Source organism: Marivita hallyeonensis, assembly GCF_900129875.1.
Taxonomy (GTDB): Bacteria; Pseudomonadota; Alphaproteobacteria; order Rhodobacterales; family Rhodobacteraceae; genus Marivita; species Marivita hallyeonensis.
In genome coordinates this window covers 420,919-443,957 of record NZ_FQXC01000001.1, presented here as the reverse complement: position 1 = coordinate 443,957, position 23,039 = coordinate 420,919, and the positions used below count along the sequence as shown (strand labels likewise).

Below are 23,039 nucleotides of genomic sequence, written 5' to 3'. Positions count from 1 at the left end.
TTTCAGGCGAGTAGCGATAAACCTGTGTCGCGCCATGCACAACACGACGCACATTGATCAGACAAACTGTTCCCGGATTAGCCTTTCCTCCAGCCCATGACCGGGGTCGAACAGAACCTTATGGGCGATTGACGGCTCCGACCGGATATCGACCCGGACAACATCCCGTACTGCGCGGGAGTCGGCCTCGGCCATCACCGGACGTTTCTCCGCATCCAGCACATCAAAGGTCACCTGAGCCGTCTTCGGCAACAACGCGCCACGCCATCGCCGCGGACGAAATGCAGCCATTGCGGTAAGGGCCAGCACGTCCGATCCAATCGGCAGGATGGGGCCATGCGCCGAATAGTTGTAGGCCGTCGACCCGGCAGGCGTGGCGACCAGCGCACCGTCGCAAACCAGTTCGGACATTCGCACCTTGCCATCCACACTGATCTGCAGTCGCGCGGCCTGCGGTCCGGCGCGCAGCAGAGAGACCTCATTGATGGCCAAGGCATGATGGATTTGCCCCTCATTCGTCTCGGCCTTCATCGAGAGCGGGTTGATCACCTCTTCCTCTGCAGCGGCCAGCCGTTCTTCGAGGCCGTGCTCGGAATACTCATTCATCAGGAACCCGACCGTGCCCCTGTTCATCCCGTAGACCGGCGCGGGCAGGTCCTGCGTGCGGTGCAGGGTGGTGAGCATGAACCCGTCACCGCCCAATGCCACGATCACATCCGCGCCCGCTTCGGTGTGGTCACCGTAGCGCCGCGTCAGGCTCGCCTTCGCAGCCTGGGCAAGCGGGGCCGAGCTGGCGGCGAAAGCGATGCGCAATGACATGTGGAAAATGTTCCTATCGGGGTCGTCCGGTCCCGAAACAATCACAAACGCTTCGATTGCACCAGACATGGCGCTGCTTTCTGGCGTCTGGTCGCTTTCCTGCCTTTGCCTTTTGGCACGACTCCTATACGTAATCGCCAGCTTTGTACCTGCTTCAAGGAGGCTCTGCCCATGAATGCCCCGCACCGTGAAACCGGATTCTTCACAAAATCTCTCGCCGACAGCGATCCCGAGCTGTTCAAGTCGATCACCGACGAGCTGGGCCGCCAGCGCGACGAGATCGAACTGATCGCATCCGAGAACATCGTCAGCCGCGCCGTGATGGAAGCGCAGGGGTCTGTGATGACCAACAAGTATGCCGAGGGTTATCCTGGGCGTCGGTATTACGGCGGATGCCAGTATGTGGACGTGGCCGAAAACCTTGCCATCGAACGGGCCTGCAAGCTGTTCGATTGCGGCTTTGCCAACGTACAACCGAATTCCGGTTCGCAAGCCAACCAGGGCGTGTTCACCGCGCTTCTGCAACCGGGTGACACAATCCTTGGCATGAGCCTTGATGCGGGCGGTCACCTGACGCATGGCGCCAAGCCGAACCAGTCCGGCAAGTGGTTCAACGCGATCCAGTACGGCGTGCGTAAGGAAGACAATCTGCTGGACTACGATCAGGTACAGGCGCTTGCGACCGAACATCAGCCGAAGCTGATCATCGCGGGCGGATCTGCCATCCCGCGCCAGATCGACTTTGCCCGCATGCGCGAAATCGCCGACAGCGTCGGCGCATATCTGCATGTCGACATGGCACATTTTGCGGGTCTCGTCGCGGCGGGCGAGCACCCCTCCCCGTTCCCGCATGCGCATGTTGCGACGACCACGACGCACAAGACGCTGCGCGGTCCGCGCGGCGGGATGATACTGACGAATGATGAGGCACTGGCGAAGAAGTTCAATTCCGCCATCTTCCCGGGCATCCAGGGCGGCCCACTGATGCACGTCATCGCGGCCAAAGCCGTGGCGTTTGGTGAAGCCTTGCGCCCCGAGTTCAAAACCTACCAGCAGAACGTCATCCGCAACGCTCAGGCGCTATCGGATCAGCTCATCAAGGGTGGGCTTGATACGGTGACGCACGGCACCGACACACATGTTTTGCTGGTCGACCTGCGTCCGAAAGGCGTGAAAGGCAACGCGACCGAGAAAGCGCTGGGTCGCGCGCATATCACCTGCAACAAGAACGGCGTGCCCTTCGATCCGGAAAAGCCGATGGTGACTTCGGGCATTCGTCTTGGGACGCCCGCGGGGACGACGCGCGGGTTCATGGAGACCGAATTCCGTCAGATTGCCGACTGGATCATCGAGGTTGTCGACGGGCTGGCCGCCAACGGCGAAGAGGGCAACAGCGCGGTCGAGGATAAGGTGCGGGCCGAAGTGGCCGAGCTCTGCGCGCGTTTCCCGATCTATCCCGATCTCTAGAATTTACTGAGGCACCGCCAGATTCTTCGTACGAAGAATCTGCGGCGCGCCCAGTAAATTTTGTGATAAAAACTGAATGGCGCGGTACTGCCGCAGGCCAAATTTCCGCAATTGGTGACTTTTCTTTCGGAAAATGCCGCGTATAGTCGCGCGCATGACACCGATGGCCCATATCGCAATTCAAACGCGCTCCCGCGCGCCTCTTGTGCTGGCCAGCCGTCTTCTCCTAATCCGCCTCTGAGCGCGGCCGTTCCGGCGCGACCGCTCAGAGGAGACCGCGACGCGCCGACGGATTTGGACAAGACAGAAAGACCTCTGACATGACGAACTCAGACAAAAACCGAGTGGTGATCTTCGACACCACATTGCGCGACGGCGAACAGTCTCCGGGCGCCACCATGACCCATGACGAAAAGCTCGAAATCGCAGAGCTTCTGGATGACATGGGCGTCGACATCATCGAAGCCGGGTTTCCTATCGCTTCCGAAGGCGATTTCCGCGCGGTGAGCGAGATCGCCGAGCGCGCCAAGGACGCCGTAATCTGCGGCCTCGCCCGAGCGCAACTGCCGGATATCGACCGCTGCTGGGAGGCGGTCAAACACGCCAAAAGCCCACGCATCCACACCTTCATCGGAACCTCTCCGCTGCACCGGGCCATCCCCAACCTGACGCAGGACGAGATGGCCGAGCGGATCGAACAGACCGTGAGCCACGCCCGCAACCTCTGCGACAACGTCCAGTGGTCGCCGATGGACGCGACCCGCACCGAATGGGACTACCTCTGTCACGTCGTCGAGATCGCGATCAAGGCGGGTGCCAGCACCATCAACATTCCAGACACGGTGGGCTACACTGCGCCGCGGGAAAGTGCCGACCTGATCAAGCGGCTGATCGAAACTGTGCCGGGTGCGGACGACGTGGTCTTTGCCACCCATTGCCACAACGACCTCGGCATGGCGACGGCGAACGCGCTGGCCGCGGTCGAAGGCGGGGCGCGGCAGATCGAATGCACGATCAACGGCCTCGGCGAACGGGCGGGCAACACGGCACTGGAAGAGGTGGTGATGGCGCTCAAGGTGCGCAACGACATCATGCCCTTTCACACCGGCATCGACACAACGAAGATCATGCACATTTCGCGCCGGGTCAGCACCGTGTCGGGCTTCCCGGTGCAGTTCAACAAGGCCATCGTCGGCAAAAACGCCTTTGCCCATGAGAGCGGCATTCACCAGGACGGGATGCTGAAGAACGCCGAGACGTTCGAGATCATGCGCCCCGAGGACGTTGGCATCGCGGGCACCTCCCTGCCCTTGGGCAAACACTCGGGCCGGGCCGCCTTGCGCGCCAAGCTCAAGGAGTTGGGCGTCGATGTCGGCGACAACCAGCTCAAGGACATTTTCGTCCGTTTCAAGGATCTGGCAGACCGCAAGAAAGAGGTGTTCGACGACGACATTCTCGCCTTGGTATCGGCATCCTCTGAAGGCGACGACGTTTTGCAACTCGTCAACCTGCACGTGACCTGCGGCACCGGCCCCGCAGAAGCCACGCTGGAAATGGAAATCGACGGAAAAGAGCAAAGCGCCACGTCCGAAGGCGACGGTCCAGTTGATGCGACCTTCAAGGCGGTGCGGATCTTGCATCCGAACAAGGCCCGGTTGCAGCTGTACCAGGTTCACGCCGTCACCGAGGGCACCGATGCGCAGGCAACCGTCACGGTCCGGCTGGAAGAAGACGGCATGATCGCGACGGGCCAGTCCGCCGACACAGACACGGTGGTCGCGTCCGCCAAGGCGTACATCAATGCGCTCAACCGCCTGATCGTAAGGCGCGGCAAGACCGGCAAGGACGTGAAAGAGATCTCCTACCGGGATCTGGCGTAACGGCCGGTGGCTCAGAGACCTGCCCCACGCACGGTCGTGGGGTGGGATTCCAACCTGACACTCCCCTAATACGGCACCCGCCAGACCGGCTTTGACGGCTTCGTCTCGACCTGTGCCAACCCGCTCGTCTCCATGAGCCGGGTGATCTCTTCCTCCAGAAGACGTTCATCCGCCTGACCCCGAACCGGCACACGGCCCGGTTCCAGAAACAACGGCGCGGCCAGTGGAGTCACGCGGTCGAGACGGACAAGGTCGATCCTGTCCTCGACCCGCTCCGCCATTTCGCGGATACGGCTGAAATCCACCAACCCGCGCATCGCCTCTTCTCGTGTGATCTGCATCAGCAGGTGATCGGGGTCATACTTAAGCAGCGTATCGTAAAGAATATCCGACGACATCGTTGCCTGTCGTCCGGTCTTGCGTTGGCCGCCCACCTGTCGCTCGATCAGTCCTGCAATCGTGGCCGACGCGCGGAAGGTCCGCTTCATCACCGCATTGCCCGCGAGCCAAGTCTCCAAACCGCGCTCCAACGCCGCGATGTCGAACAACGGCGCGGGATCGATCACCGCATCCAGACCCCAGATCAGCACGGCGTAATCGGTAGCGACAAAGCCCATGGGGGCGAGGCCCTCTTCCTCCATCCGTTTCGACAACAGTAGCCCGAGCGTCTGCATCGCGTTGCGGCCTGCAAACCCATAGGCCACAAGCTGTTCGCGACCGTCATGCGGAAAGCTTTCGATCAACAGGCGTCCCGGCTCCGGCAAGCGGCTCACCTCGCGCTGCATGCGCAGCCAGTCGCGGGTGTGATGCGGCAGGTCGGGCCAATCGTCCTGCTGGAACATGCGTACGATACGGTTCGACAACTGCGTCGAAGTGGCGAATTTTGTGCCCATGAAAGTGGCGATCTTTGGTTTCTTGACCGCGTCCCGCGTGACTTCCACCGTCAGTTCGCGCAGGCCCTCGTATCGTACGATCTGCCCGCCGATGAGAAATGTATCGCCCCGTGTCAGCGTCGCTGCGAAGCCTTCCTCGATTTCACCCAAAGGCGCGCCTCCGCGCCCTCGCCACTTCACCTTGAGCGTATCGGTGTCCTGAATGGTGCCGATGTTCTGACGGATGCGCGCCGCAGACCGGGGGTCTCTCAGCTGCCATCTTCCGTCTGGCAACTGTTTCAACCGCTGCCATTGATCATAGGCCCGCAGGGCGTACCCGCCGGTCGCACAAAATTCCAAACAATCGTCAAACTCGGAGCGGGTGAGGTCTGCATACGCGCCCGCCGTGCTCATTTCCGCATAAAGCGCGTCGGCCTCGAATGGTCCAGAACAGGCGGCGATCAGGATGTGCTGGCATAACACATCTCGCGGTCCCCGACCGCGCCACCCACCGTCCAGCTCATGCGCCTTCACGGCCTCCAGCGCTGCGACGCATTCCACCACCTCAAACCGATTGGCGGGCACGAGTAGCGCCTTCGACGGTGCGTTGTAGCGGTGATTGGCGCGCCCAATCCGCTGCACGAGCCGTTTCACGTTCTTCGGCGCGCCAATCTGGATGACAAGGTCCACATCACCCCAGTCAATGCCCAGATCGAGGCTTCCGGTACACACGATTGCCCTGAGATCGCCACGCACCATAGCGGCCTCGACCTTTTCGCGTTGGCCCCGGTCTAGTGACCCGTGATGAATGCCGATCGGCAAACCTTCTTCATTGGCAAGCCAAAGGTTGTGGAAAAAAATTTCCGCCTGCGCACGGGTGTTGTGGAAGATGAGCGTGGTCTTGTGTCGTTTCACCTCGTCCAGAACCGCAGGAATCGCGTATTTCGCACCACCCCCGGACCATGGCGGGGCCTCTTCGGTGACAAGCATCGAGATGTCTGGTTCCGGTCCCGGGTCGGCGATGACGATCTCACACGGGTCCGGATGCTTTGCCAAAAATCGCGCAATGGCACCGGGGTCTTCCACCGTCGCCGACAACCCGACACGACGCAGCCCGGGGTTCATCGTTTGCAAACGCGCCAAGGCAAGCATCAGCTGGTCGCCGCGTTTGCTTTCGGCAAGCGCGTGGATCTCGTCCACAACAACCCGCTGCACACCGGCAAACATACGCGGCGCGTCCTCATAGCTGGTCAGAAGGGCGAGAGACTCGGGCGTCGTTAGCAGGATATGCGGTGGGTCCGCGCGCTGACGTTTCTTCACATGCGCCGAGGTATCGCCTGTGCGGTCCTCGACCCGGATCGGCAGGCCCGCTTCGTCGATCGGCGTGCGCAGGTTGCGCTTGATATCCGCAGCCAACGCCTTCAACGGGCTGACGTAGAGCGTATGCAGACCGCCACGTGGGTCGTCTGCCAGTTCCATGAGCGTCGGCAGAAACCCGGCCAGCGTTTTGCCACCACCGGTGGGCGCAATCAAAAGCAGACACGGATCCTGAGCGCGATCCAGCATGTCTTGCTGGTGCGGATGGATTGACCACCCACGCGTCTTGAACCAGCTTTGAAGGGATGCAGGCAAGGCATTCATAAGTTGCTAGATAAGGCAGCTCACCGCGAAGAAAAATCCCCAAGGCTTGCGACCCCAGTCGGCTTCGGTCAAAGCTCTCGCTGACAAGAAGGGATCACGATGCGCTACCCGCTTCTCATCACAGTCGTGATCTACGTTGCCGGATTGGGCGCGGCTGGCCAGTTTTCGAAATTCGCGGTCAGCTTCGTCGCCCTCAGCCAAGAGTACGGTGGGCAGGACGCGGTTCTTGGTCTGGCGGTGTCCCTGATCAGTCTGGTCGGCGTCGTGCTCGGCTTGATCGCCGGTATGGTGGTCAACCGGATCGGCACTAAGCGTGCTTTGGTCAGTGCGCTGATCCTGGGTGCCGCCGTGTCGCTTTGGCAGGCCAGTCTTCCGTCTTTGCCGATCCTGATGCTCAGCCGCATCATCGAGGGCGCGTCACATCTTTTGATCGTGGTCGCGGCACCGACGCTGATCGCCGAGACCACACCGGATCGTCTGCGGCCCGCCGCGCTGACCCTATGGAGCACTTTTTTCGGCGTTGCGTTTGCGGCGACAGCCACGATAGCGCCATTTGTCCTCGCCCAAGGGGGTTTGCCGCTTTTGATCCTGTCACACGGCGTCTGGATGGCTGTGGCGGCGGTCCTGTGCTTTGTCCTTCTTCACGGCACCAAGGCCCCCGTGACAGAGCCACTTAAACTCGGAACCCTTGTAGAACGGCACATTCGCGCATTCGCAACGCCTGGCATCGCCACGCCGGCATTGGCCTGGCTGTGCTACACGCTCACCTTTGTTTCCGTGCTCACGGCGTTGCCGCTTCTGATCGAGGGCGAGGAACCTGCATGGCTGGCTCCGCTGGCCCCGCTTGTGTCCATTGCCGTTGCATTGAGCCTTGGCATCGCGATCCTGTCACGGGTGCGCGCCCTGCCCGTCATCACCGCAGGTTTCGCCGCCTGCTGTGGTGCTGTCCTCCTGATTGCGGGCTTTGGGTTTTCGGCGGTCACGGTTTTGCTGCTTTTCGCAGCCATGGCCTTTATTCAGGGGGCCGGATTTGCCGTTGTCCCACAGTTGAACCCGGACTCGGACAGCCGCGCCCTGGCCAATGGCGCACTGGCGCAAATGGGAAACCTCGGCAATCTAAGTGGCACGCCGCTCCTCCTCGCACTGTATCAAGGGGCGCCACTCTTGGGGCCCGTCTTGCTCTTGCTGACGGCCTATGGCGGCGGTTTGATACTTGTACGGGTTCTTGGGAAACGCGCCGAAGCGCGGCTTCGCTAAGGATGGGAAATACGAAGCCGTGGCTCAGGCTTGTTCCTGCATTTCGGCAAGTCGGGCAACGTAGCGGGCCAGCGTATCGATTTCGAGGTTCACACTGTCGCCGACTTTCGCCGCACCCCAGGTGGTGACCTCTTGGGTGTGCGGGATGAGGTTCAAGCCAAACAACGTCCCGTCAACCTCGTTCACCGTCAAAGACGTTCCATCCAACGCGATCGATCCCTTGGGTGCGATGAAACGGGCCAAGGATTTCGGCGCTTCGAAGGTATAGCGAATGCTGTCTCCCTCGGGCCGCATCTCGACGATCTTCGCAAGACCATCGACGTGACCGGACACGATATGCCCCCCCAATTCGTCGCCGACTTTCAACGCGCGCTCCAGATTGATGCGCGTGCCCATGGACCATCCGCCGATCGTGGTCTTGTCAAGCGTTTCTGCGCTGATCTCAACATCGAACCAATCGTCGCCAATCTCAATCACAGTCAGACAGACACCGCTACACGCGATAGACGCGCCAATGTCGATTGTGTCGGTGTCATATCCTGTCCCGATCCGCGCGCGCAGATCGCCGCGCCGTTCCAGCTCTCGGACTTCTCCGATGTCGGTCACAATCCCAGTGAACATGATCTTGATACCTCGCGCGCCAGTGCCGCCATATGTTGTGACAACGCTCTCCACATGATCACGCTGTTGTGGTAGCGTTCCGGAAACTCACGGATACTTTGCCACCATGACGAACGCAACGGGCAAGCAGGCATCTGGAACAGGACGGGTTTTCCTCTTTCTGCAAGGCCCCCACGGTCCGTTCTACGCGAAATTGTCCGCCAGGCTCACGGAAACCGGGGCGCAGTGCTGGCGTGTCGCCTTCAATTCGGGGGACGCGTTCTGGTGGCCTGATCCGGGCACGCTACTACGCTTCACCGACAGTCAGGACGCTTGGAGCGGTCAGTTCCAAACGTGGCTGGCGCAGACGAAAGCCACCGATCTCGTTCTCTACGGTGACACACGCTGGCATCACTCCGACGCGGTACAGATCGCCAAAGAAGCCGGGGTGACCGTCCATATCTTCGAGGAAGGATATCTGCGCCCGTACTGGGCGACCTACGAACGCGACGGATCGAACGGCAACTCCCGGCTGATGCGCATCGCAGTGTCGGATATGGCCGATGCGCTGACACGAACAGCCGAACAACCGGCCTTGCCGCCGGACCGCTGGGGGGATTTGCGCCACCATATGGTCTACGGCGCGCTGTACCATTGGCATGTCCTGTTTCGAAACCGCGCCTTTCCGAACTATACCTCGCACCGAGAACAGACTGTCGGGCAGGAATTCGCTCTGCAGCTCCTCCGCCTCCTGAGACGTCCACGGCATATGGTCGAACGCTGGATCAAGACCCGCGCCGTTCAAAAAGGAGGATGGCCGTATCATGTCGTGCTTCTCCAGCTCGAGCATGATGCCAGCTTCCGGGCGTTTTCGAACTTCGCGTCCCAAACCACATTCGTGGACATGGTTATTGCGGAATTCGCGAAGGGTGCACCTTCGCACCATCGTCTCGTCTTTAAGGCGCATCCGCTGGAAGACGGTCGCGCGCCTGTGGCTGAGGCAATCCGGGCAAGCGCCGAGATGCACGGCGTCGCGAACCGAGTGGTCTATGTGCGCGGCGGCAAGCTTGCGCATCTGCTGAAGACTGCCCGGTCGGCTGTGACCGTGAACTCGACATCGGCGCATCAGGCGCTCTGGCGCGGTTTGCCGGTCAGGTGTTTTGGCACCTGCGTCTACGACAAACCCGAATTGGTGTCGCATCAACCGCTTGCCGCGTTTTTTGCAAACCCCACGCCGCCTGATCCGGAAGCTTATGAAATCTACCGGCAGTTTCTGCTGGAGACGAGCCAGCTTCCCGGCGGGTTCTATTCCGCAAAAGGGCGCGCGCAATTGCTGCGACAGGTGGTGGACCGGATGCTTGATGGCGAGGATCCATATGCGGCGCGGCTCATCGCTCACGAGTCCACAGCGCAACAGTTGCGGCTGGTTCAATAGCCAGCACTACCCCTAGTACTGGCCAAACTGTCGGGATTCCGGTACTTTACCGCAAAAATATAAACCGAGGCAGAGAATAACTGGTCGAGGAGACCGAGCAGTGATCAAGTCACATTCACGGTGGGCGCGCCCCATCGCTTTGGCGCTTGCGGCGTCACTGGTTGCGTCGTGCGGTCTGCCGCGGGTCGGACCTGACAAGAACGAGATCTTCGCAGGCTCGGTCCAGCGCGAAGGCGACGCATTCGTTGTCGCGATCAATGACCGCGTCACCCGCGCGACGGCGGTCATTCCCGCGCTCGGCTTTTCCGAAACGTTGAAGAACGCGTCCGTACAAGGCGCAGACATCATTCGTCCCGGCGACACTTTGGGACTGACCATCTGGGAGAACGTCGATGACGGGCTCCTCGCTGCGGAAATGTCCAACTCGACCACGCTGGAAAGCGTGCAGGTGGACGGTTCCGGCTTCATCTTCGTGCCCTACGCCGGACGGATCAAGGCAGCCGGAAACACGCCCGAAGCCATTCGGCGCATTATCACGCAAAAGCTGGAAGACCAGACGCCGGATCCGCAGGTACAAGTCCGCCGCACCGCCGGGAACGGGGCAACAGTCACCATCCTTGGCTCTGCAGGGGCGCAAGGTGTCTACCCGATCGAGCTGCCGACGCGCACACTGAGTTCCATGCTGGCCAGCGCAGGCGGCGTGACAACATCGTCTGAGATTGCTCAGATCACTTTGACGCGCGGCACCCACAGCGAAACGATCTGGTTCGAAGACCTGTACGATCACCCGGAGCTCGACATCGCGCTACGGGATGGCGACCGCATTCTTGTCGAAGCCGACCAGCGCGCCTTTACCGCGCTTGGCGCGACGGGGTCGCAGACGCAGCTGACCTTCGAAAGCCGGACACTGTCCGCGCTCGAAGCGCTCGCGCAACTGGGTGGCCTGAACGCGTCCACGGCGGATCCGACAGGTGTCTTTGTCTTCCGTAATGAAGCCCCCGAAATCGCCAACACCGTTCTGGGTCGCACCGACCTCATTGGCGCGCAACGTCTGATTTACGTGCTCGACCTCACAGAACCAAACGGCATGTTCATGGCTCGTGACTTTCTTATCCGGGACGGGGACACGATCTATGTGACCGAAGCGCCTTCTGTGAAATGGAACCGTACGATTGCCGCGGTGAACGGTACGCTTGGCGGCGCGCGCGGGCTTGCCACAACTGTCACGGGCGGTTCGACGGAATAGACCGTATGTCGCCTTCTGAAATTCCGAGCGCCGAGGGAGCATCCCCTCGGCGTTTGTGCGTCTACAACAGCGGTTTTCTGACCCAAAGCCGGATCAAGCGCATCTTGTCTTTGGCGGGATGGCAAGTGTCTCTGGGCCAACCGAAAGACGGCGACTGGGTCGGCGTTTGGGGCGACGCGCCCAGCGCACAACGCGGTGTGGCCGTAGCTGAAGGTCGGAACGCGCCGGTTTTACGCGTAGAGGACGCGTTTCTCAGGTCCCTGCATCCCGGCCGTGTCGCCCATGAGCCACCTTTGGGTCTGTTGCTCGACACAACGGGCATGCACTTCGACGCATCGCGCCCTTCTGACCTCGAAACGCTCCTTATCGAAGACCCGCTGGACGACACCGCGCTTTTGAACGATGCGCGGATGCTGATGGCGCGCATGATGCGCGAGCGATTGTCCAAGTACAGCGCGTGCGAGCGTGATATCTTAGCGCCCGACCCGGGGTACGTCCTGGTGATCGATCAGGCGGAAAACGATGCGTCGGTGCGCGCATCGGTGCCAGACGCCAAGGTCGCCAAAGCGCGATTTGCGGAGATGCTGTACTACGCGCAAACCGAACATCCCGCAGCGCGTATTCTCATCCGTTCTCACCCGGAAACCCGTGCGGGCAAACGTGGTGGCCATTACACGGAAGACCAGGCGCAGGGCCGGATCTCCTTTGTGGATGGGAACATTGCGCCCGCCGATCTCTTTTCCGGGGCGACGGCGGTCTACACGCTGTCGTCTCAAATGGGCTTCGAAGCGATCCTCGCTGGTCACAAACCCCGTGTGTTCGGCACGCCTTTTTATGCCGGATGGGGTCTGAGCGAGGATGAGCACAGCTTGGACCGTCGCCAAAGGAAACTCACCCGGGCCCAGCTTTTCGCCGCGGCAATGATCAAATTCCCGGTCTGGTATGACCCGTTCGAGGACTGCCTGTGCGATCTCGCGCGCGTCATGGATGTGATCGAGGCGCGACGGCGCGCGTGGCAGGACGACCACCAAGGTTGGGTCGGACAGAACATCCGCCTTTGGAAACGCCCGCATATGAATGCCATGTTCGGCCAGCACAAACAGATGCGCTTTGGAAAGAGCGCTTCAGGCACGGCGCGCACAATGGTCTGGGGCTCTGGTCCTGCGACCGTTTCAGACGCTTGGCGTGTGGAGGATGGTTTCATCCGGTCGCAGGGACTGGGCGCGGAACTGGTGCCGCCTCTCTCACTCGCGCTGGACGATCTTGGAATGTACTACGATCCGACGCGGCCGTCGCGACTTGAGACATTGATCTCGGAAAGCGCTGATCTTCCCGATGACGCGGTCGCACGCACACGCCGGCTTATGGCGCGGATCGTCTCGGAAGGCGTCACAAAGTACCACTCGGGCACCGTTTCGCCCTCCGATGAGGCGCTTGGCGAGACGCATAGGATCCTCGTACCGGGTCAGGTCGAGGACGATGCGTCAATCCTGTTGGGATCACCCGACATAACCTCAAACTCTGCGCTGTTGGAGTGCGTTCGGGCAAAGAATCCCGAGGCTCACATCCTTTACAAACCCCACCCCGACGTGCTTGCGGGCTTGCGCCCCGGCGCGGTCCCACAGGCCTTGGATTGGGCCGACGAGGTCACGACGGACGCTCCGATTGCCTGCCTCTTTGGAAAAGTCGATGCATTGTGGACCCTGACATCGCTGGCGGGGTTTGAAGCGTTGATGCGCGGGCTGCCCGTCACCACGTTGGGCGTGCCGTTCTACGCCGGTTGGGGCCTGACAACCGACCTGTGTGAGATGCCCGATAGGCGGACAGTGAAGGTTCCGTTGGAAGGATTGGTCCACGCCGCGCTGATTGCTTATCCGCGATACTTCGATCCGGTGACTGGCCAGACCTGCCCGGTTGAGGTGGTTCTGGACAGACTGGCGACCGGCGCGATCCAGACGCCGCCAAGGCTCCGCGCGCTGAGCAAGGCTCAGGGGCTCTTGTCCACCTATTCCTGGCTCTGGCGTCGGTGACGGGTCCAGCTTTGCACCACGTCGTTGCCAATCGAAGTGACCCTGTCCAGCACAAAGCGCGGCGCTTCTGACAACTTGTCGAGCCCCAATGCACCCAGTGCCGGTCGACCTTCGGCACCGATGATCACCCCGCCCTGATGCAAGTCCAACGCATCCACCCGATCTGCGGCGAGCAGGCTTGCCGCAAGATCGCCTCCGCCTTCGCAGAACACGCGTGTAAGGCCCTGCGACCCCAGAGCCTGCATCAAGGCAGAAATGTCGAGTTGTCGCCCGTTCAGTGGCACCTCGATTAGGGTTGCGCCCAAATCCGTCCAGAGGTTGCGGACCTCCTGAGGCGCGTCCTCGGCGTGGCACAGCCATAGAGGTGCTTCGTCCACCGTCCGGGACATCTGGCTGTTCTGAGGCAGGTCGAGCCTGCGCGAGACGACAATGCGTACCGGTTGCTGCACGACGTCCCGACCACGCACCGTCAACAGTGGATCATCGGCGCGGGCAGTCCCTGCCCCGACCATCACCGCATCATGCGTTGCACGAAGGCCGTGAACGTAGGCACGTGTCTCGGGCCCGGTAATCCACTGGCTGTCACCACTCGCCGTCGCGATCCGGCCGTCTAGACTGGTCGCCAGTTTGAGCGTGAGCAATGGCCGGCCGTGCCGCACACGATGGAAAAATCCCGTATGGTGGCGCGCCGCTTCATCCGCGCCGACGCCGGTCGTGACCTCGACACCCGCGGTTCTCAGCTTGGCAAATCCTTTCCCGGACACACGAGGGTCCTCATCCGCGAAAGGCGCAACGACCCGGCTGATACCGGCAGCGATCAGTGCGTCCGCGCAGGGTGGCGTGGCGCCATGATGCGCACAGGGTTCGAGCGTGACATAGGCTGTGGCACCCTTGGCGGACGCACCTGCCAGTTCGAGTGCCATTGCCTCGGCATGTGGTCGTCCACCCGGCTGGGTCCAGCCCTCGCCGACGACAGCGCCATCCCGCACCAGAACGCACCCAACGGCGGGATTGGGCCACGTGTTGCCCAATCCGCGTCGGCCCAATTCCAACGCCCGGTCCATATGGTGCGCATCTTCCGGGCGCATGGGCTGCGGTCAACCTTCGGGTTTGGCTTTGTCTTTGTCGGGACGCAGTTCGCTGACGAACTTATCGAAGTCGTCGGCTTCCTGGAAGTTCTTGTAGACGCTCGCGAAGCGTACGTAGGCCACCGTGTCGATCCGGGCCAGAGTCTCCATCACGATCTCGCCGATCTGTTTCGACGCGATGTCGGTCTCTCCAAGGCTTTCAAGCCGACGGACGATGCCCGAGATCATCTGATCGATACGCTCGGGGTCCAATGGCCGTTTTTGCAGCGCAATGCGGATAGACCGTTCCAGTTTGTCCCGGTCGAAGTCTTCGCGGCGACCGTTGGTTTTGATCACGACGAGGTCGCGCAGTTGAACCCGCTCATAGGTGGTGAAACGCCCCCCGCAAGCCGGGCAGAACCGCCTGCGCCTGATGGCAACGTGGTCCTCGGCTGGACGGCTGTCTTTCACCTGTGAATCGATATTTCCGCAAAACGGGCAGCGCATTGGCCGTCCCCCTCTTCTTCGTCTCTGCCTCTGACTGTGGGTTCGCCCCACTTATCCACAGCCACTATAGGTCAGCCTCGAAGTTTTGGGTAGAGGGGATTTCGCACCGCAAGTGGTGGTGGCGGCGCGGCTATGCCAGATGCGCAACAACCCGTCGCGCGTGCGGCGCAGAGCGGTGCTCGAACAGGTAGATGCCCTGCCACGTGCCAAGCGCAAGCCGCCCATTCGTCACCGGGATGGACAGGCTTACAGGCATCATTGCGGCCTTGATATGCGCGGGCATGTCGTCCGGGCCTTCGTAGGTATGGGTGATGTAGGACATCGACGGATCCGTGGTCGGAGGCACGAGACGATGGAAAAAGGCGGTCAGGTCCGTTTGCACCTCTGGATCAGCGTTTTCCTGGATCAGCAGGCTCGCCGACGTGTGCTGGACAAAGAGCGTCAGGAGACCGCTTCCGCTGACCCACGACGACACGTCTTTGGTGAACTCGTAAAGGCCCGGGCCATTGGTCTGGATGGTGAAAGTGGTCTGCATGACTGAACTCGTTTGCGGCAAATGGGTCCAGTGCAGTTTCGGCGCGGTGGCATCGCGTTGCAACCATTGCCGGGGCCACGCGTTATCCCGATAACACGCACAAGGAGTCACCTCTCATGTCGAAAACGCTTTTCATCACCGGCGCATCAACCGGCATCGGCGCAGCGACCGCGCGCGCGGCGGTCGAGCGCGGTTGGAACGTCGGACTGTTCGCGCGGTCGGAAGACAAGCTGAACGAGCTCGCGTCGGAATTCGGCGACAGCGCTTTGGTGTTGCCGGGCGATGCAACAGATTTCGAAACGCAGAAAAAAGCGATCAGCTCGCTGAAAGACCGGTTCGGTCAAGTGAATGCAGCTTTTGCCAATGCGGGTACGGGTCTAAGCGCGGCCGGGACGGACGCGGGCGATCCCGACGAATGGCACCAGATGATCACGCTGAACATCATGGGGCTTCTCTACACCACCAAAGCAGCCATGCCGTATCTCAAGGAAGCCAAGGGGCATCTGCTGATGACGGGTTCAGCTGCCGGCCGTCGTCATATCAAGGGCTCGGTCTACGGTGCCTCCAAATGGTTCGTGCACGGCTACGGCGGCAACATTGCCGAAGAAATGCGTGAATGGGGTGGGCGCTGCACGGTCATTGCACCGGGTATGGTGGACACTCCGTTCTTTGACGAAGCCAAGCCGGACAAGCTGCATCCCGATGATGTCGCGCAGGCTGCAGTGTTCGCGCTTGAGGCGGACCAGCGCGCGACAATTCAGGAAGTCTTCCTGATGCCCACGAATTGAGGAAAAAGATATGACCCAAACGAACGACGACCCGAAAACGGGGCCTGGCACGACATCGGATCCAAATCAGGCGGATCTGAACGACATTGATCCTTGGCCCGCAAAGGACAGCGATGTGCCGAAAGAACCGACGGGGCCGACGCAAACCAACGACGATCCCAGCACCGGACCGGGCACGACGTCGGACCCAAATCAAGCGGATCGCACCTAAACCAATTCGCTCAAAATAAAAACGCCGCGGCCTCTGAGGCTCGCGGCGTTTTTGTTACTTGGCCCCGTTCTCGGCCAGAATGAGCGGCGCTGGTTTTGGCTGCGTCCAGATGGAGTCGACGAGGTCACCAGCCGCGATAGAGATGGTCACATTTGGGTTGGGGTACGCTGCTGCCAATCCGGGCGTCAGCAATGCCACTGCGAATAGAATGTGTTTCATGGCGGGATCCTTTCATACCCAAAAGGTGGGTTCGTGAGGCCCGCGAAAAAAGGCGCAAACGCGCAGGGGTGATGTGCGGTGTTGCGACGTGATGTTTTCGTGAAATCGGCGTGATGAAACAGCGCGTTATTCGAAGATCAGATCGCCCTGCTGATCGATCAGCATCTGCGCCTTGGCAACGGACGCTTTCACCGCGTCTTCGTAGCTTTGCAGAGTATCCGCACGTACCAACTGGTGCGCCTTGATCTCGCCCGCGATCTCTTTCTCGATCCGGGCAGAGATGCGCCACGTACCGCCGTCTTTGATCGGTTCGGCGAAGATCGTATAGCCTTGATACGTTTCCGCAGGCGCTGACGGGGCGGAGCTTCCTCCGCCGCCGCCGAAGAGTTTCTTCAGAAACGACACGCCTTACTGATCCAGGAAACTGCGCAGTTTCCTGCTGCGCGACGGGTGCTTTAGCTTGCGCAACGCCTTCGCCTCGATCTGACGAATACGTTCGCGCGTCACGCTGAACTGTTGGCCGACCTCTTCGAGCGTGTGGTCGGTGTTCATGCCGATGCCGAAGCGCATGCGCAGGACCCGTTCCTCGCGCGGTGTGAGGGAGGACAGGACACGCGTTGTGGTCTCTTTGAGGTTCTCTTGAATCGCGGAGTCCAGTGGCAAGATCGCGTTCTTGTCCTCAATGAAATCGCCAAGCTGGCTGTCTTCCTCGTCGCCGATGGGCGTCTCGAGAGAGATCGGCTCCTTGGCGATCTTCATCACCTTGCGGACTTTCTCGAGCGGCATCTGCAACTTTTCGGCCAGTTCTTCAGGCGTCGGCTCGCGGCCAATCTCGTGTAGCATCTGGCGACCGGTGCGGACCAGCTTGTTGATCGTTTCGATCATGTGGACCGGGATGCGGATCGTGCGGGCCTGATCGGCGATGGAGCGCGTGATCGCCTGACGGATCCACCATGTTGCGTAAGTCGAAAACTTGTAGCCGCGGCGATATTCGAACTTATCGACCGCTTTCATCAGGCCGATGTTGCCTTCCTGAATGAGGTCGAGGAATTGCAGGCCCCGGTTGGTGTATTTCTTGGCGATGGAAATCACGAGGCGCAGGTTCGCCTCGACCATTTCCTTCTTGGCTTGGCGCGCCTCTTTCTCGCCCTTCTGAACCTGCGCCACGATGCGGCGGAATTCAGAAATGTCGAGGCCCACGTACTGACCCACCTGCGCCATGTCGGCGCGGAGTTCTTCCGCCTTCGGCAGCGACCGCTCGATGAACATCTGCCAGCCCCGACCGGATTTTTCGGACATTTCGTCCAACCAGTTCGGATCAAGCTCGCGCCCGCGATAGGCGTCGATAAACTCGCGCCGGTTGATGCGTGCCTGATCGGCGAGTTTTACCATCGCGCTGTCGATCGACATGATGCGCTTGTTGATCCCATAAAGCTGGTCGATCAACGCTTCGATGCGGTTGTTATGCAGGTGCAGTTCGTTGACCAGTTCGACGATCTCGGACCGCAGCTTCTGATAGCGCTCTTCGTCGATTGCGCTGAAAGAGCCGTCTTCGTTCAGGGTCGCCGAGATCCGCTCGTCCTGCATCGCCGACAGTTCTTCGTAGTCCTGTGCGATGCGGTCCAACGTTTCCAGCACGCGCGGCTTGAGCGCCGTTTCCATCGCGGCCAGCGACATGTTGGCCTGGTCGTCATCGTCGTCATCGTCGTCGGTGGCAATCGGATTGCCATCGGCGTCGAGTTCCTGTGTGTCTTCCGATGTTTTCTCAGGCGCGGTGTCGGTGCCCGCAACCACGGGCGCCTCTGTCTCGCCCTCTTCGCCCATCTGGTTGCCGAAGGTGGTCTCAAGATCGATCACATCGCGCAGCAGAATATCTTCGCTCAGAAGTTCCTCGCGCCAGATGGTGATCGCCTGAAAGGTCAGCGGGCTTTCGCAGAGGCCCGCGATCATCGTGTTGCGGCCGGCCTCAATGCGCTTGGCGATCGCAATCTCGCCTTCGCGCGACAGCAATTCCACGCTGCCCATTTCGCGCAAATACATGCGCACCGGGTCATCCGTACGGTCCAGCTTTTCCGTCGTACCGGACGCCAGCGTCACCTCGCCCGGTTTCTGGGTCTGAACGAGATCGGTCGCGCCCTTGTCGTCGTCGTCGGCTTCCTCGTCATCTTCGGTGACTTGGATGCCCATCTCGGACAGCATCGACATCACATCCTCGATCTGGTCGGAACTGACCTGATCGGGCGGCAGCACTTCGTTGAGCTGATCGTAGGTGATATATCCGCGTTCACGCGCCTCGGCGATCATCTTCTTGACCGCAGCTTGGCTCATATCAAGACTGACGTCTTCCTCGCGGTCTTCTGTCTTGGCGTCGTCGTTATCCTTGGCGGCCATAGATGCTCCTGTCGAGGCGGGGCGATTCGGTTAACCCGAATCATTAGCGCGAATTGGTGATTCGCACACCCGTTTACCTTTTTTCGTTTACGCCTTCCTTAGCAAACGTTGGTCAATTCCGCGGTTTGTCAAAGCGTATAGTTTCCATCAAAGCAGCGAAGGCGCTGCGTTCCTCTTTGCTGATTGCGGCCCCGTTCGGGCCCAGATCATATTCCGTTTTGTCTTCGGCTTGCGCCCGTTGGGCCGTCTGCCGGGCTTTGGCCGCTTGGCTAAGCCGCCATGTCACGCGTTCATCCGCCGGGCCGAACAAATCCTCAACGGCTTCCGCGATTTCCGCGTCCAACCCCGAATGCGCTTCCAGCTTGGCAAGCTCCTCGGCGATGGTCATGCGCGCAAGATCAGTGTCGCCAGGGTTTCGCAGGCACGGTGTGATGGCCACATGGCGTGACCGGCACAGTTTTTCAAGGGCATCACTGCCGACTGCTTCATTCGCCGCTGTATGCAGGACATCTACACCGTCTGCGGCGTGCCGTAAAAGACACGATCTGACTGCGGCATGATCTGGATTGTCGCAGCGCATGCCTTCCAGCTGTCCTTCGAATTCGGCAATCAGCTCCGGTGTAGACAGCAGCGCCGCAAGGATCACTGCTTCTCGAAGCTGAGTTTCGATGTCCGCCCCACCGGCAGCCAGCGCCGAAGTGCGCGCGCCTTCGGACGGCTTCCCATGTTGTCCGGCGCTGTTGGCCTTTCTATACCCGCCCGCGGACTGCTTGGCGGGACCGCGGAACAGCTCCCATCGGAGACGTTTGATTTCTTCGCCGTAATGACTTCGCAGAGACGGGTCCTGGATCAGACGCATGCGATCCCGGAGTGTCTTATCCAAGGCCGCTTTGCGCTCTGGGCTGTCGAACACCCGCCCCTCGGTTTCACGCCGCCACAGCAGCTGCACCATGGGCTGAGCGCCGTCGACAAGTTTACGCATCGCCTCGCTTCCCTTGGACCGGATAAGGTCATCGGGATCCAGCCCCTCAGGCAAGAGAACGAAGCGCAGCGATTTTCCGGCCTCCAATAACGGCAGGGCGGTATCGATCACGCGATAGGCGGCGTTCAGACCGGCCTTGTCCCCATCCAGAGCCATGATCGGTTCATCGGTAATGCGCCACAGCATCTGCAATTGCGTGTCGGTGACAGCCGTTCCCAGTGGCGCGACGGCGGCATCGAACCCGCCAGTCGCGAGGGCGATGACATCCATGTACCCTTCCGCGACAATCAAAGGCTGGCCCTTTCCAGCCGCCTCGCGGGCCGGAGCGAGATTATAAAGCGTGCGGCTTTTGTCGAAGAGCGGGGTTTCCGGGCTGTTCAGGTATTTGGCGTTGTCCGCCGGGTCCATCGCACGCCCACCAAACGCGATCGGGCGTCCGCGCGCATCATGGATGGGAAACATGATCCGGTTGCGGAACGTGTCGTAGGGCTTGCCGCCTTTTTGCGACGGCTTGGCAAGACCCGCTTCGAGGATCTTGTCTTCGGCAATGCCTTGGCCGGTGAGGTTGTCCCACAGAACCTGCCAGCCCGCGGGCGCAAAACCGATGCCGAAGCGGTCCTGCGTTTCCTCGTTCAGACCACGCCGAGCAAGGTAATCGCGTGCCTCCGCCCCCGCGGCGCTGCGTAGCTGCAAACGGAAAAAGCGCACTGCCTTTTCCATCACCTCGATCAACTCAGTACGTTTGTCCGCCCGTTCCTGCGCCTGCGGATCGCGCGCGGGCATCTGCATACCTGCCTCGCCCGCCAAAATCTCGACCGCTTCCATGAACCCAACGTTTTCGGTTTCACGCACAAACGATATCGAGTCCCCTTTGGCGTGGCACCCAAAGCAGTAATAGTAACCTTTACGGTCATCGACGTGAAAGCTTGCCGTCTTTTCCTGATGGAACGGGCACGGAGCCCACATATCGCCCTTGGCCTGATTGGACTTGCGCGTATCCCACAAGACCTTTCGCCCGACCACCTGTGTCAGGCTGGTGCGCGACCGCAATTCATCAAGAAATCCGGGTGGCAGGCTCATTGCAAGAATATCGGTACTGCGCCACCGAGAGTCCAGTGGCAGCAAACCCGTCAGGCCAGCTTATTGCGCGAGGCAAGCTTGATAGAGCGCGTTGCTGACCTCCGGGGTCATCTGGTCTTCGGGCAGCGAGTAGATCCATGCAACCAGCGCTGGAATGGCGACCTCGTAATTATTGGCATCATCCGGCAGCGAGCGGATCACCCGACGCTCTGCCCGGCGCGCGTTTGAGCCCGACTTGCGTTCCGACATGATGTTGGTCGCGATTTGCCCCTGCTTACGGCACTCGGCCTCTTTCGCGGCGTTCTGCGCAACAGTCGGCGAAGCCAGGCTCAGCACAAGAGCGCAGGTGGCAAAGGCAGTACGGATCATGGTGTCCTCGTTCGATGGGCAGCGTCAGTGTTGGATCGACACGTAGCGCAGCCCACCGGGCTTGTCATCCGTCAGAGGCCCTTGGCGCGATAGCTTGCCGCGACCTTGCTGATCGAGACGATGTAGGCGGCGGTACGCAAATCCTGTACATCTTCCCGGCTGTGCCACATCTCTCGCATGGATTGGTACGCGATGCGCATCGTGTCATCGAGGCCGGACCTTACGAGTTCCAGTTCATCCGCGCCGCGCAGGTACTTCTCCTTGAAGTCCGGCGTCATCGACCACGCGTCACCGAGCATGTCGTCAAGCCGCTGCAATTCGTCGATGACCAACTGGTGACGCGCCTCTTCTTGTCGGCGCTGCATTCGGCCGAACCGAATATGGCTCAGGTTCTTGACCCACTCGAAGTAGGAAACTGTCACGCCGCCCGCGTTTGCATACATGTCGGGAATGATAACGGTGCCCTTGCCCCGCAGGATGTCGTCAGCGCCGGCAGTTATCGGTCCATTGGCCGCCTCGATGATCAGCGGAGCCTGGATGTTCTTGGCATTTGTCAGGTTGATGACACCTTCCAAGGCTGCGGGGATCAGAATGTCGCAATCGGATTCAAGCACCGATGCGCCTTCTGCCGTATGCGCAGCGTCAGGAAACCCGGTGACCCCACCGTGCTTCACGATCCAATCGCGCACCGCGTCCACATCGAGACCAACCTCATTAAAGAGTGCGCCGTCGTGTTCGATGATCCCGATGATCTTGCAGCCGTCTTCGGACTGCAGAAACTTGGCGGCGTGGTAACCCACGTTGCCAAGGCCCTGAACCACCACCCGCTTACCGTCGAGTGAACCGGCCAAATTCGCCGCCTTTTTGTCGTCTGGACTTCGGAAGAACTCACGCAGGGCATATTGCACCCCGCGGCCGGTGGCCTCGACCCGGCCCGAGATACCGCCCGCGTTGAGCGGTTTACCGGTCACACAGGCCCGCGCGTTGATATCGGTGGTGTTCATGCGCGCGTACTGATCCGCGATCCATGCCATTTCCCGTTCACCCGTGCCCATATCCGGAGCCGGGACGTTTTGAGCGGGATGGATCATATCGCGTTTTGCCAGTTCGTAGGCAAAGCGACGAGTGATCTGTTCCATCTCGTGCTCGTCGTATTCGCGGGGATCGATGCACAGGCCCCCTTTCGATCCGCCGAACGGCGCTTCGACCAGCGCGCATTTGTATGTCATCAAAGCGGCAAGCGCTTCGACCTCATCCTGGTTCACCGATGTGGCGAAACGGATACCGCCTTTCACAGGCTCCATGTGTTCGGAGTGGACGGAACGGTAACCCGTGAAGGTTCTGATCTGTCCCCGCAGCCGCACGCCAAAGCGCACCGTATAGGTCGAGTTGCAGACGCGGATCTTCTCTTCGAGACCCGGCGGCAAGTCCATCAGCGCCACGGCGCGGTTGAACATCAAATCGACCGATTCACGGAATGTCGGCTCATTTGCCGGCGTCATACTCATATGTCCCTCCCAAGATGCGGGTGTTTCCCCGTTGTTAAGAGCGACTCTATGACAGGTTCGTTAACTTGGCACGGTCTTCTCTTCGAAAACTTTCGGAGCCTTTTGGCCAAATTCGCGGCGACTGTTTCGTCTTGG

At 60.6% G+C, this 23,039-nt stretch carries 20 protein-coding genes; 8 read left to right on the top strand and 12 right to left on the bottom strand.

All coding sequences use genetic code 11. The features are described from left to right. Positions 1-57: 57 nt before the first annotated feature. Positions 58-819 (bottom strand): NAD kinase, encoded by a 762-nt coding sequence (locus BUA42_RS02180; protein ID WP_072776696.1) that lies wholly within the window; start codon positions 817-819, stop codon positions 58-60. A 171-nt stretch (positions 820-990) separates the two neighbouring features. Between BUA42_RS02180 and glyA the strand changes: the two genes are divergently transcribed. After that, positions 991-2,286, top strand: a complete 1,296-nt coding sequence (gene glyA / locus BUA42_RS02175; RefSeq protein WP_072776050.1) for a serine hydroxymethyltransferase — start codon at positions 991-993, stop codon at positions 2,284-2,286. Positions 2,287-2,606: 320 nt separating this feature from the next. After that, positions 2,607-4,166, top strand: a complete 1,560-nt coding sequence (locus BUA42_RS02170; RefSeq protein ID WP_072776049.1) for a 2-isopropylmalate synthase — start codon at positions 2,607-2,609, stop codon at positions 4,164-4,166. Positions 4,167-4,231: 65 nt separating this feature from the next. Here BUA42_RS02170 and BUA42_RS02165 read toward each other — a convergent pair whose 3' ends face one another. After that, the gene (locus BUA42_RS02165) at positions 4,232-6,679 is read right to left on the bottom strand and encodes a ligase-associated DNA damage response DEXH box helicase (protein ID WP_072776048.1); all 2,448 of its coding nucleotides are present in this window, start codon (positions 6,677-6,679) and stop codon (positions 4,232-4,234) included. A gap of 99 nt (positions 6,680-6,778) precedes the next feature. On the opposite strand from BUA42_RS02165, the gene BUA42_RS02160 reads away from it, so the two are divergent. Then, positions 6,779-7,936 carry an MFS transporter gene (locus tag BUA42_RS02160; RefSeq protein WP_072776047.1) on the top strand — a complete coding sequence of 386 codons (1,158 nt, stop codon included), beginning with the start codon at positions 6,779-6,781 and terminating at the stop codon, positions 7,934-7,936. Between the two features lie 24 nt (positions 7,937-7,960). Here the strand turns inward: BUA42_RS02160 and BUA42_RS02155 are convergent, their stop codons facing one another. Further along, on the bottom strand, positions 7,961-8,557 hold the full coding sequence (locus BUA42_RS02155; protein WP_072776695.1) for a riboflavin synthase: 597 nt from the start codon (positions 8,555-8,557) through the stop codon (positions 7,961-7,963). Between the two features lie 106 nt (positions 8,558-8,663). Between BUA42_RS02155 and BUA42_RS02150 the strand changes: the two genes are divergently transcribed. From BUA42_RS02150 to BUA42_RS02140, 3 genes are all read left to right on the top strand, one after another. Beyond that, positions 8,664-9,971 (top strand): capsule biosynthesis protein, encoded by a 1,308-nt coding sequence (locus BUA42_RS02150; protein ID WP_072776046.1) that lies wholly within the window; start codon positions 8,664-8,666, stop codon positions 9,969-9,971. A gap of 100 nt (positions 9,972-10,071) precedes the next feature. Further along, positions 10,072-11,217 (top strand): polysaccharide biosynthesis/export family protein, encoded by a 1,146-nt coding sequence (locus BUA42_RS02145; RefSeq protein ID WP_425435014.1) that lies wholly within the window; start codon positions 10,072-10,074, stop codon positions 11,215-11,217. Positions 11,218-11,270: 53 nt separating this feature from the next. Beyond that, a complete protein-coding gene (locus BUA42_RS02140) occupies positions 11,271-13,247 on the top strand; it encodes a capsular polysaccharide biosynthesis protein (protein WP_483869259.1) in 1,977 nt (658 codons plus the stop codon). Here BUA42_RS02140 and ribD read toward each other — a convergent pair. The 3 genes from ribD to BUA42_RS02125 form a co-directional block, all read right to left on the bottom strand. Continuing rightward, entirely contained in the window at positions 13,223-14,335 is a 1,113-nt protein-coding gene (gene ribD, locus BUA42_RS02135) for a bifunctional diaminohydroxyphosphoribosylaminopyrimidine deaminase/5-amino-6-(5-phosphoribosylamino)uracil reductase RibD (RefSeq protein ID WP_072776044.1), read from the bottom strand. The two genes, BUA42_RS02140 and ribD, sit on opposite strands and share 25 nt — an antisense overlap. A gap of 9 nt (positions 14,336-14,344) precedes the next feature. Further along, positions 14,345-14,821 carry a transcriptional regulator NrdR gene (gene nrdR, locus BUA42_RS02130; protein WP_072776043.1) on the bottom strand — a complete coding sequence of 159 codons (477 nt, stop codon included), beginning with the start codon at positions 14,819-14,821 and terminating at the stop codon, positions 14,345-14,347. Between the two features lie 130 nt (positions 14,822-14,951). Beyond that, positions 14,952-15,356: a secondary thiamine-phosphate synthase enzyme YjbQ gene (locus BUA42_RS02125; protein ID WP_072776042.1), complete on the bottom strand. Its 405-nt coding sequence runs from the start codon at positions 15,354-15,356 to the stop codon at positions 14,952-14,954. A 116-nt stretch (positions 15,357-15,472) separates the two neighbouring features. Between BUA42_RS02125 and BUA42_RS02120 the strand changes: the two genes are divergently transcribed. Next, on the top strand, positions 15,473-16,144 hold the full coding sequence (locus BUA42_RS02120; RefSeq protein ID WP_072776041.1) for an SDR family oxidoreductase: 672 nt from the start codon (positions 15,473-15,475) through the stop codon (positions 16,142-16,144). A 10-nt stretch (positions 16,145-16,154) separates the two neighbouring features. After that, positions 16,155-16,355, top strand: a complete 201-nt coding sequence (locus BUA42_RS02115; RefSeq protein WP_072776040.1) for a hypothetical protein — start codon at positions 16,155-16,157, stop codon at positions 16,353-16,355. Between the two features lie 54 nt (positions 16,356-16,409). On the opposite strand, the gene BUA42_RS21060 is transcribed toward BUA42_RS02115, so the two are convergent. The 6 genes from BUA42_RS21060 to BUA42_RS02090 form a co-directional block, all read right to left on the bottom strand. Further along, the gene (locus BUA42_RS21060; RefSeq protein ID WP_178346829.1) at positions 16,410-16,574 is read right to left on the bottom strand and encodes a hypothetical protein; all 165 of its coding nucleotides are present in this window, start codon (positions 16,572-16,574) and stop codon (positions 16,410-16,412) included. A 126-nt stretch (positions 16,575-16,700) separates the two neighbouring features. After that, positions 16,701-16,979 (bottom strand): HlyU family transcriptional regulator, encoded by a 279-nt coding sequence (locus BUA42_RS02110; protein ID WP_072776039.1) that lies wholly within the window; start codon positions 16,977-16,979, stop codon positions 16,701-16,703. Between the two features lie 3 nt (positions 16,980-16,982). Further along, positions 16,983-18,965 (bottom strand): RNA polymerase sigma factor RpoD, encoded by a 1,983-nt coding sequence (gene rpoD, locus BUA42_RS02105; RefSeq protein ID WP_072776038.1) that lies wholly within the window; start codon positions 18,963-18,965, stop codon positions 16,983-16,985. Positions 18,966-19,077: 112 nt separating this feature from the next. Next, positions 19,078-21,027 carry a DNA primase gene (gene dnaG, locus BUA42_RS02100; RefSeq protein WP_072776037.1) on the bottom strand — a complete coding sequence of 650 codons (1,950 nt, stop codon included), beginning with the start codon at positions 21,025-21,027 and terminating at the stop codon, positions 19,078-19,080. Positions 21,028-21,087: 60 nt separating this feature from the next. Further along, on the bottom strand, positions 21,088-21,396 hold the full coding sequence (locus tag BUA42_RS02095) for a hypothetical protein (protein WP_072776036.1): 309 nt from the start codon (positions 21,394-21,396) through the stop codon (positions 21,088-21,090). Between the two features lie 71 nt (positions 21,397-21,467). Further along, complete coding sequence (locus BUA42_RS02090) at positions 21,468-22,904, bottom strand: Glu/Leu/Phe/Val family dehydrogenase (protein ID WP_425435013.1); 1,437 nt, start codon at positions 22,902-22,904, stop codon at positions 21,468-21,470. Between the last annotated feature and the right edge of the window lie 135 nt (positions 22,905-23,039).

What these genes read in the sequence shown, in the direction of transcription:
- BUA42_RS02150 (WP_072776046.1), top strand. Translation starts at nt 8,664, where the DNA reads ATGACGAACGCAACGGGCAAGCAGGCATCTGGAACAGGACGGGTTTTC.
- BUA42_RS02180 (WP_072776696.1), bottom strand. Translation starts at nt 819, where the DNA reads ATGTCATTGCGCATCGCTTTCGCCGCCAGCTCGGCCCCGCTTGCCCAG.
- BUA42_RS02155 (WP_072776695.1), bottom strand. Translation starts at nt 8,557, where the DNA reads ATGTTCACTGGGATTGTGACCGACATCGGAGAAGTCCGAGAGCTGGAA.
- BUA42_RS21060 (WP_178346829.1), bottom strand. Translation starts at nt 16,574, where the DNA reads ATGAAACACATTCTATTCGCAGTGGCATTGCTGACGCCCGGATTGGCA.
- nrdR (WP_072776043.1), bottom strand. Translation starts at nt 14,821, where the DNA reads ATGCGCTGCCCGTTTTGCGGAAATATCGATTCACAGGTGAAAGACAGC.
- BUA42_RS02170 (WP_072776049.1), top strand. Translation starts at nt 2,607, where the DNA reads ATGACGAACTCAGACAAAAACCGAGTGGTGATCTTCGACACCACATTG.
- glyA (WP_072776050.1), top strand. Translation starts at nt 991, where the DNA reads ATGAATGCCCCGCACCGTGAAACCGGATTCTTCACAAAATCTCTCGCC.
- BUA42_RS02160 (WP_072776047.1), top strand. Translation starts at nt 6,779, where the DNA reads ATGCGCTACCCGCTTCTCATCACAGTCGTGATCTACGTTGCCGGATTG.
- BUA42_RS02120 (WP_072776041.1), top strand. Translation starts at nt 15,473, where the DNA reads ATGTCGAAAACGCTTTTCATCACCGGCGCATCAACCGGCATCGGCGCA.
- BUA42_RS02125 (WP_072776042.1), bottom strand. Translation starts at nt 15,356, where the DNA reads ATGCAGACCACTTTCACCATCCAGACCAATGGCCCGGGCCTTTACGAG.
- BUA42_RS02165 (WP_072776048.1), bottom strand. Translation starts at nt 6,679, where the DNA reads ATGAATGCCTTGCCTGCATCCCTTCAAAGCTGGTTCAAGACGCGTGGG.
- BUA42_RS02095 (WP_072776036.1), bottom strand. Translation starts at nt 21,396, where the DNA reads ATGATCCGTACTGCCTTTGCCACCTGCGCTCTTGTGCTGAGCCTGGCT.
- BUA42_RS02115 (WP_072776040.1), top strand. Translation starts at nt 16,155, where the DNA reads ATGACCCAAACGAACGACGACCCGAAAACGGGGCCTGGCACGACATCG.
- dnaG (WP_072776037.1), bottom strand. Translation starts at nt 21,027, where the DNA reads ATGAGCCTGCCACCCGGATTTCTTGATGAATTGCGGTCGCGCACCAGC.
- BUA42_RS02090 (WP_425435013.1), bottom strand. Translation starts at nt 22,904, where the DNA reads ATGAGTATGACGCCGGCAAATGAGCCGACATTCCGTGAATCGGTCGAT.
- rpoD (WP_072776038.1), bottom strand. Translation starts at nt 18,965, where the DNA reads ATGGCCGCCAAGGATAACGACGACGCCAAGACAGAAGACCGCGAGGAA.
- ribD (WP_072776044.1), bottom strand. Translation starts at nt 14,335, where the DNA reads ATGCGCCCGGAAGATGCGCACCATATGGACCGGGCGTTGGAATTGGGC.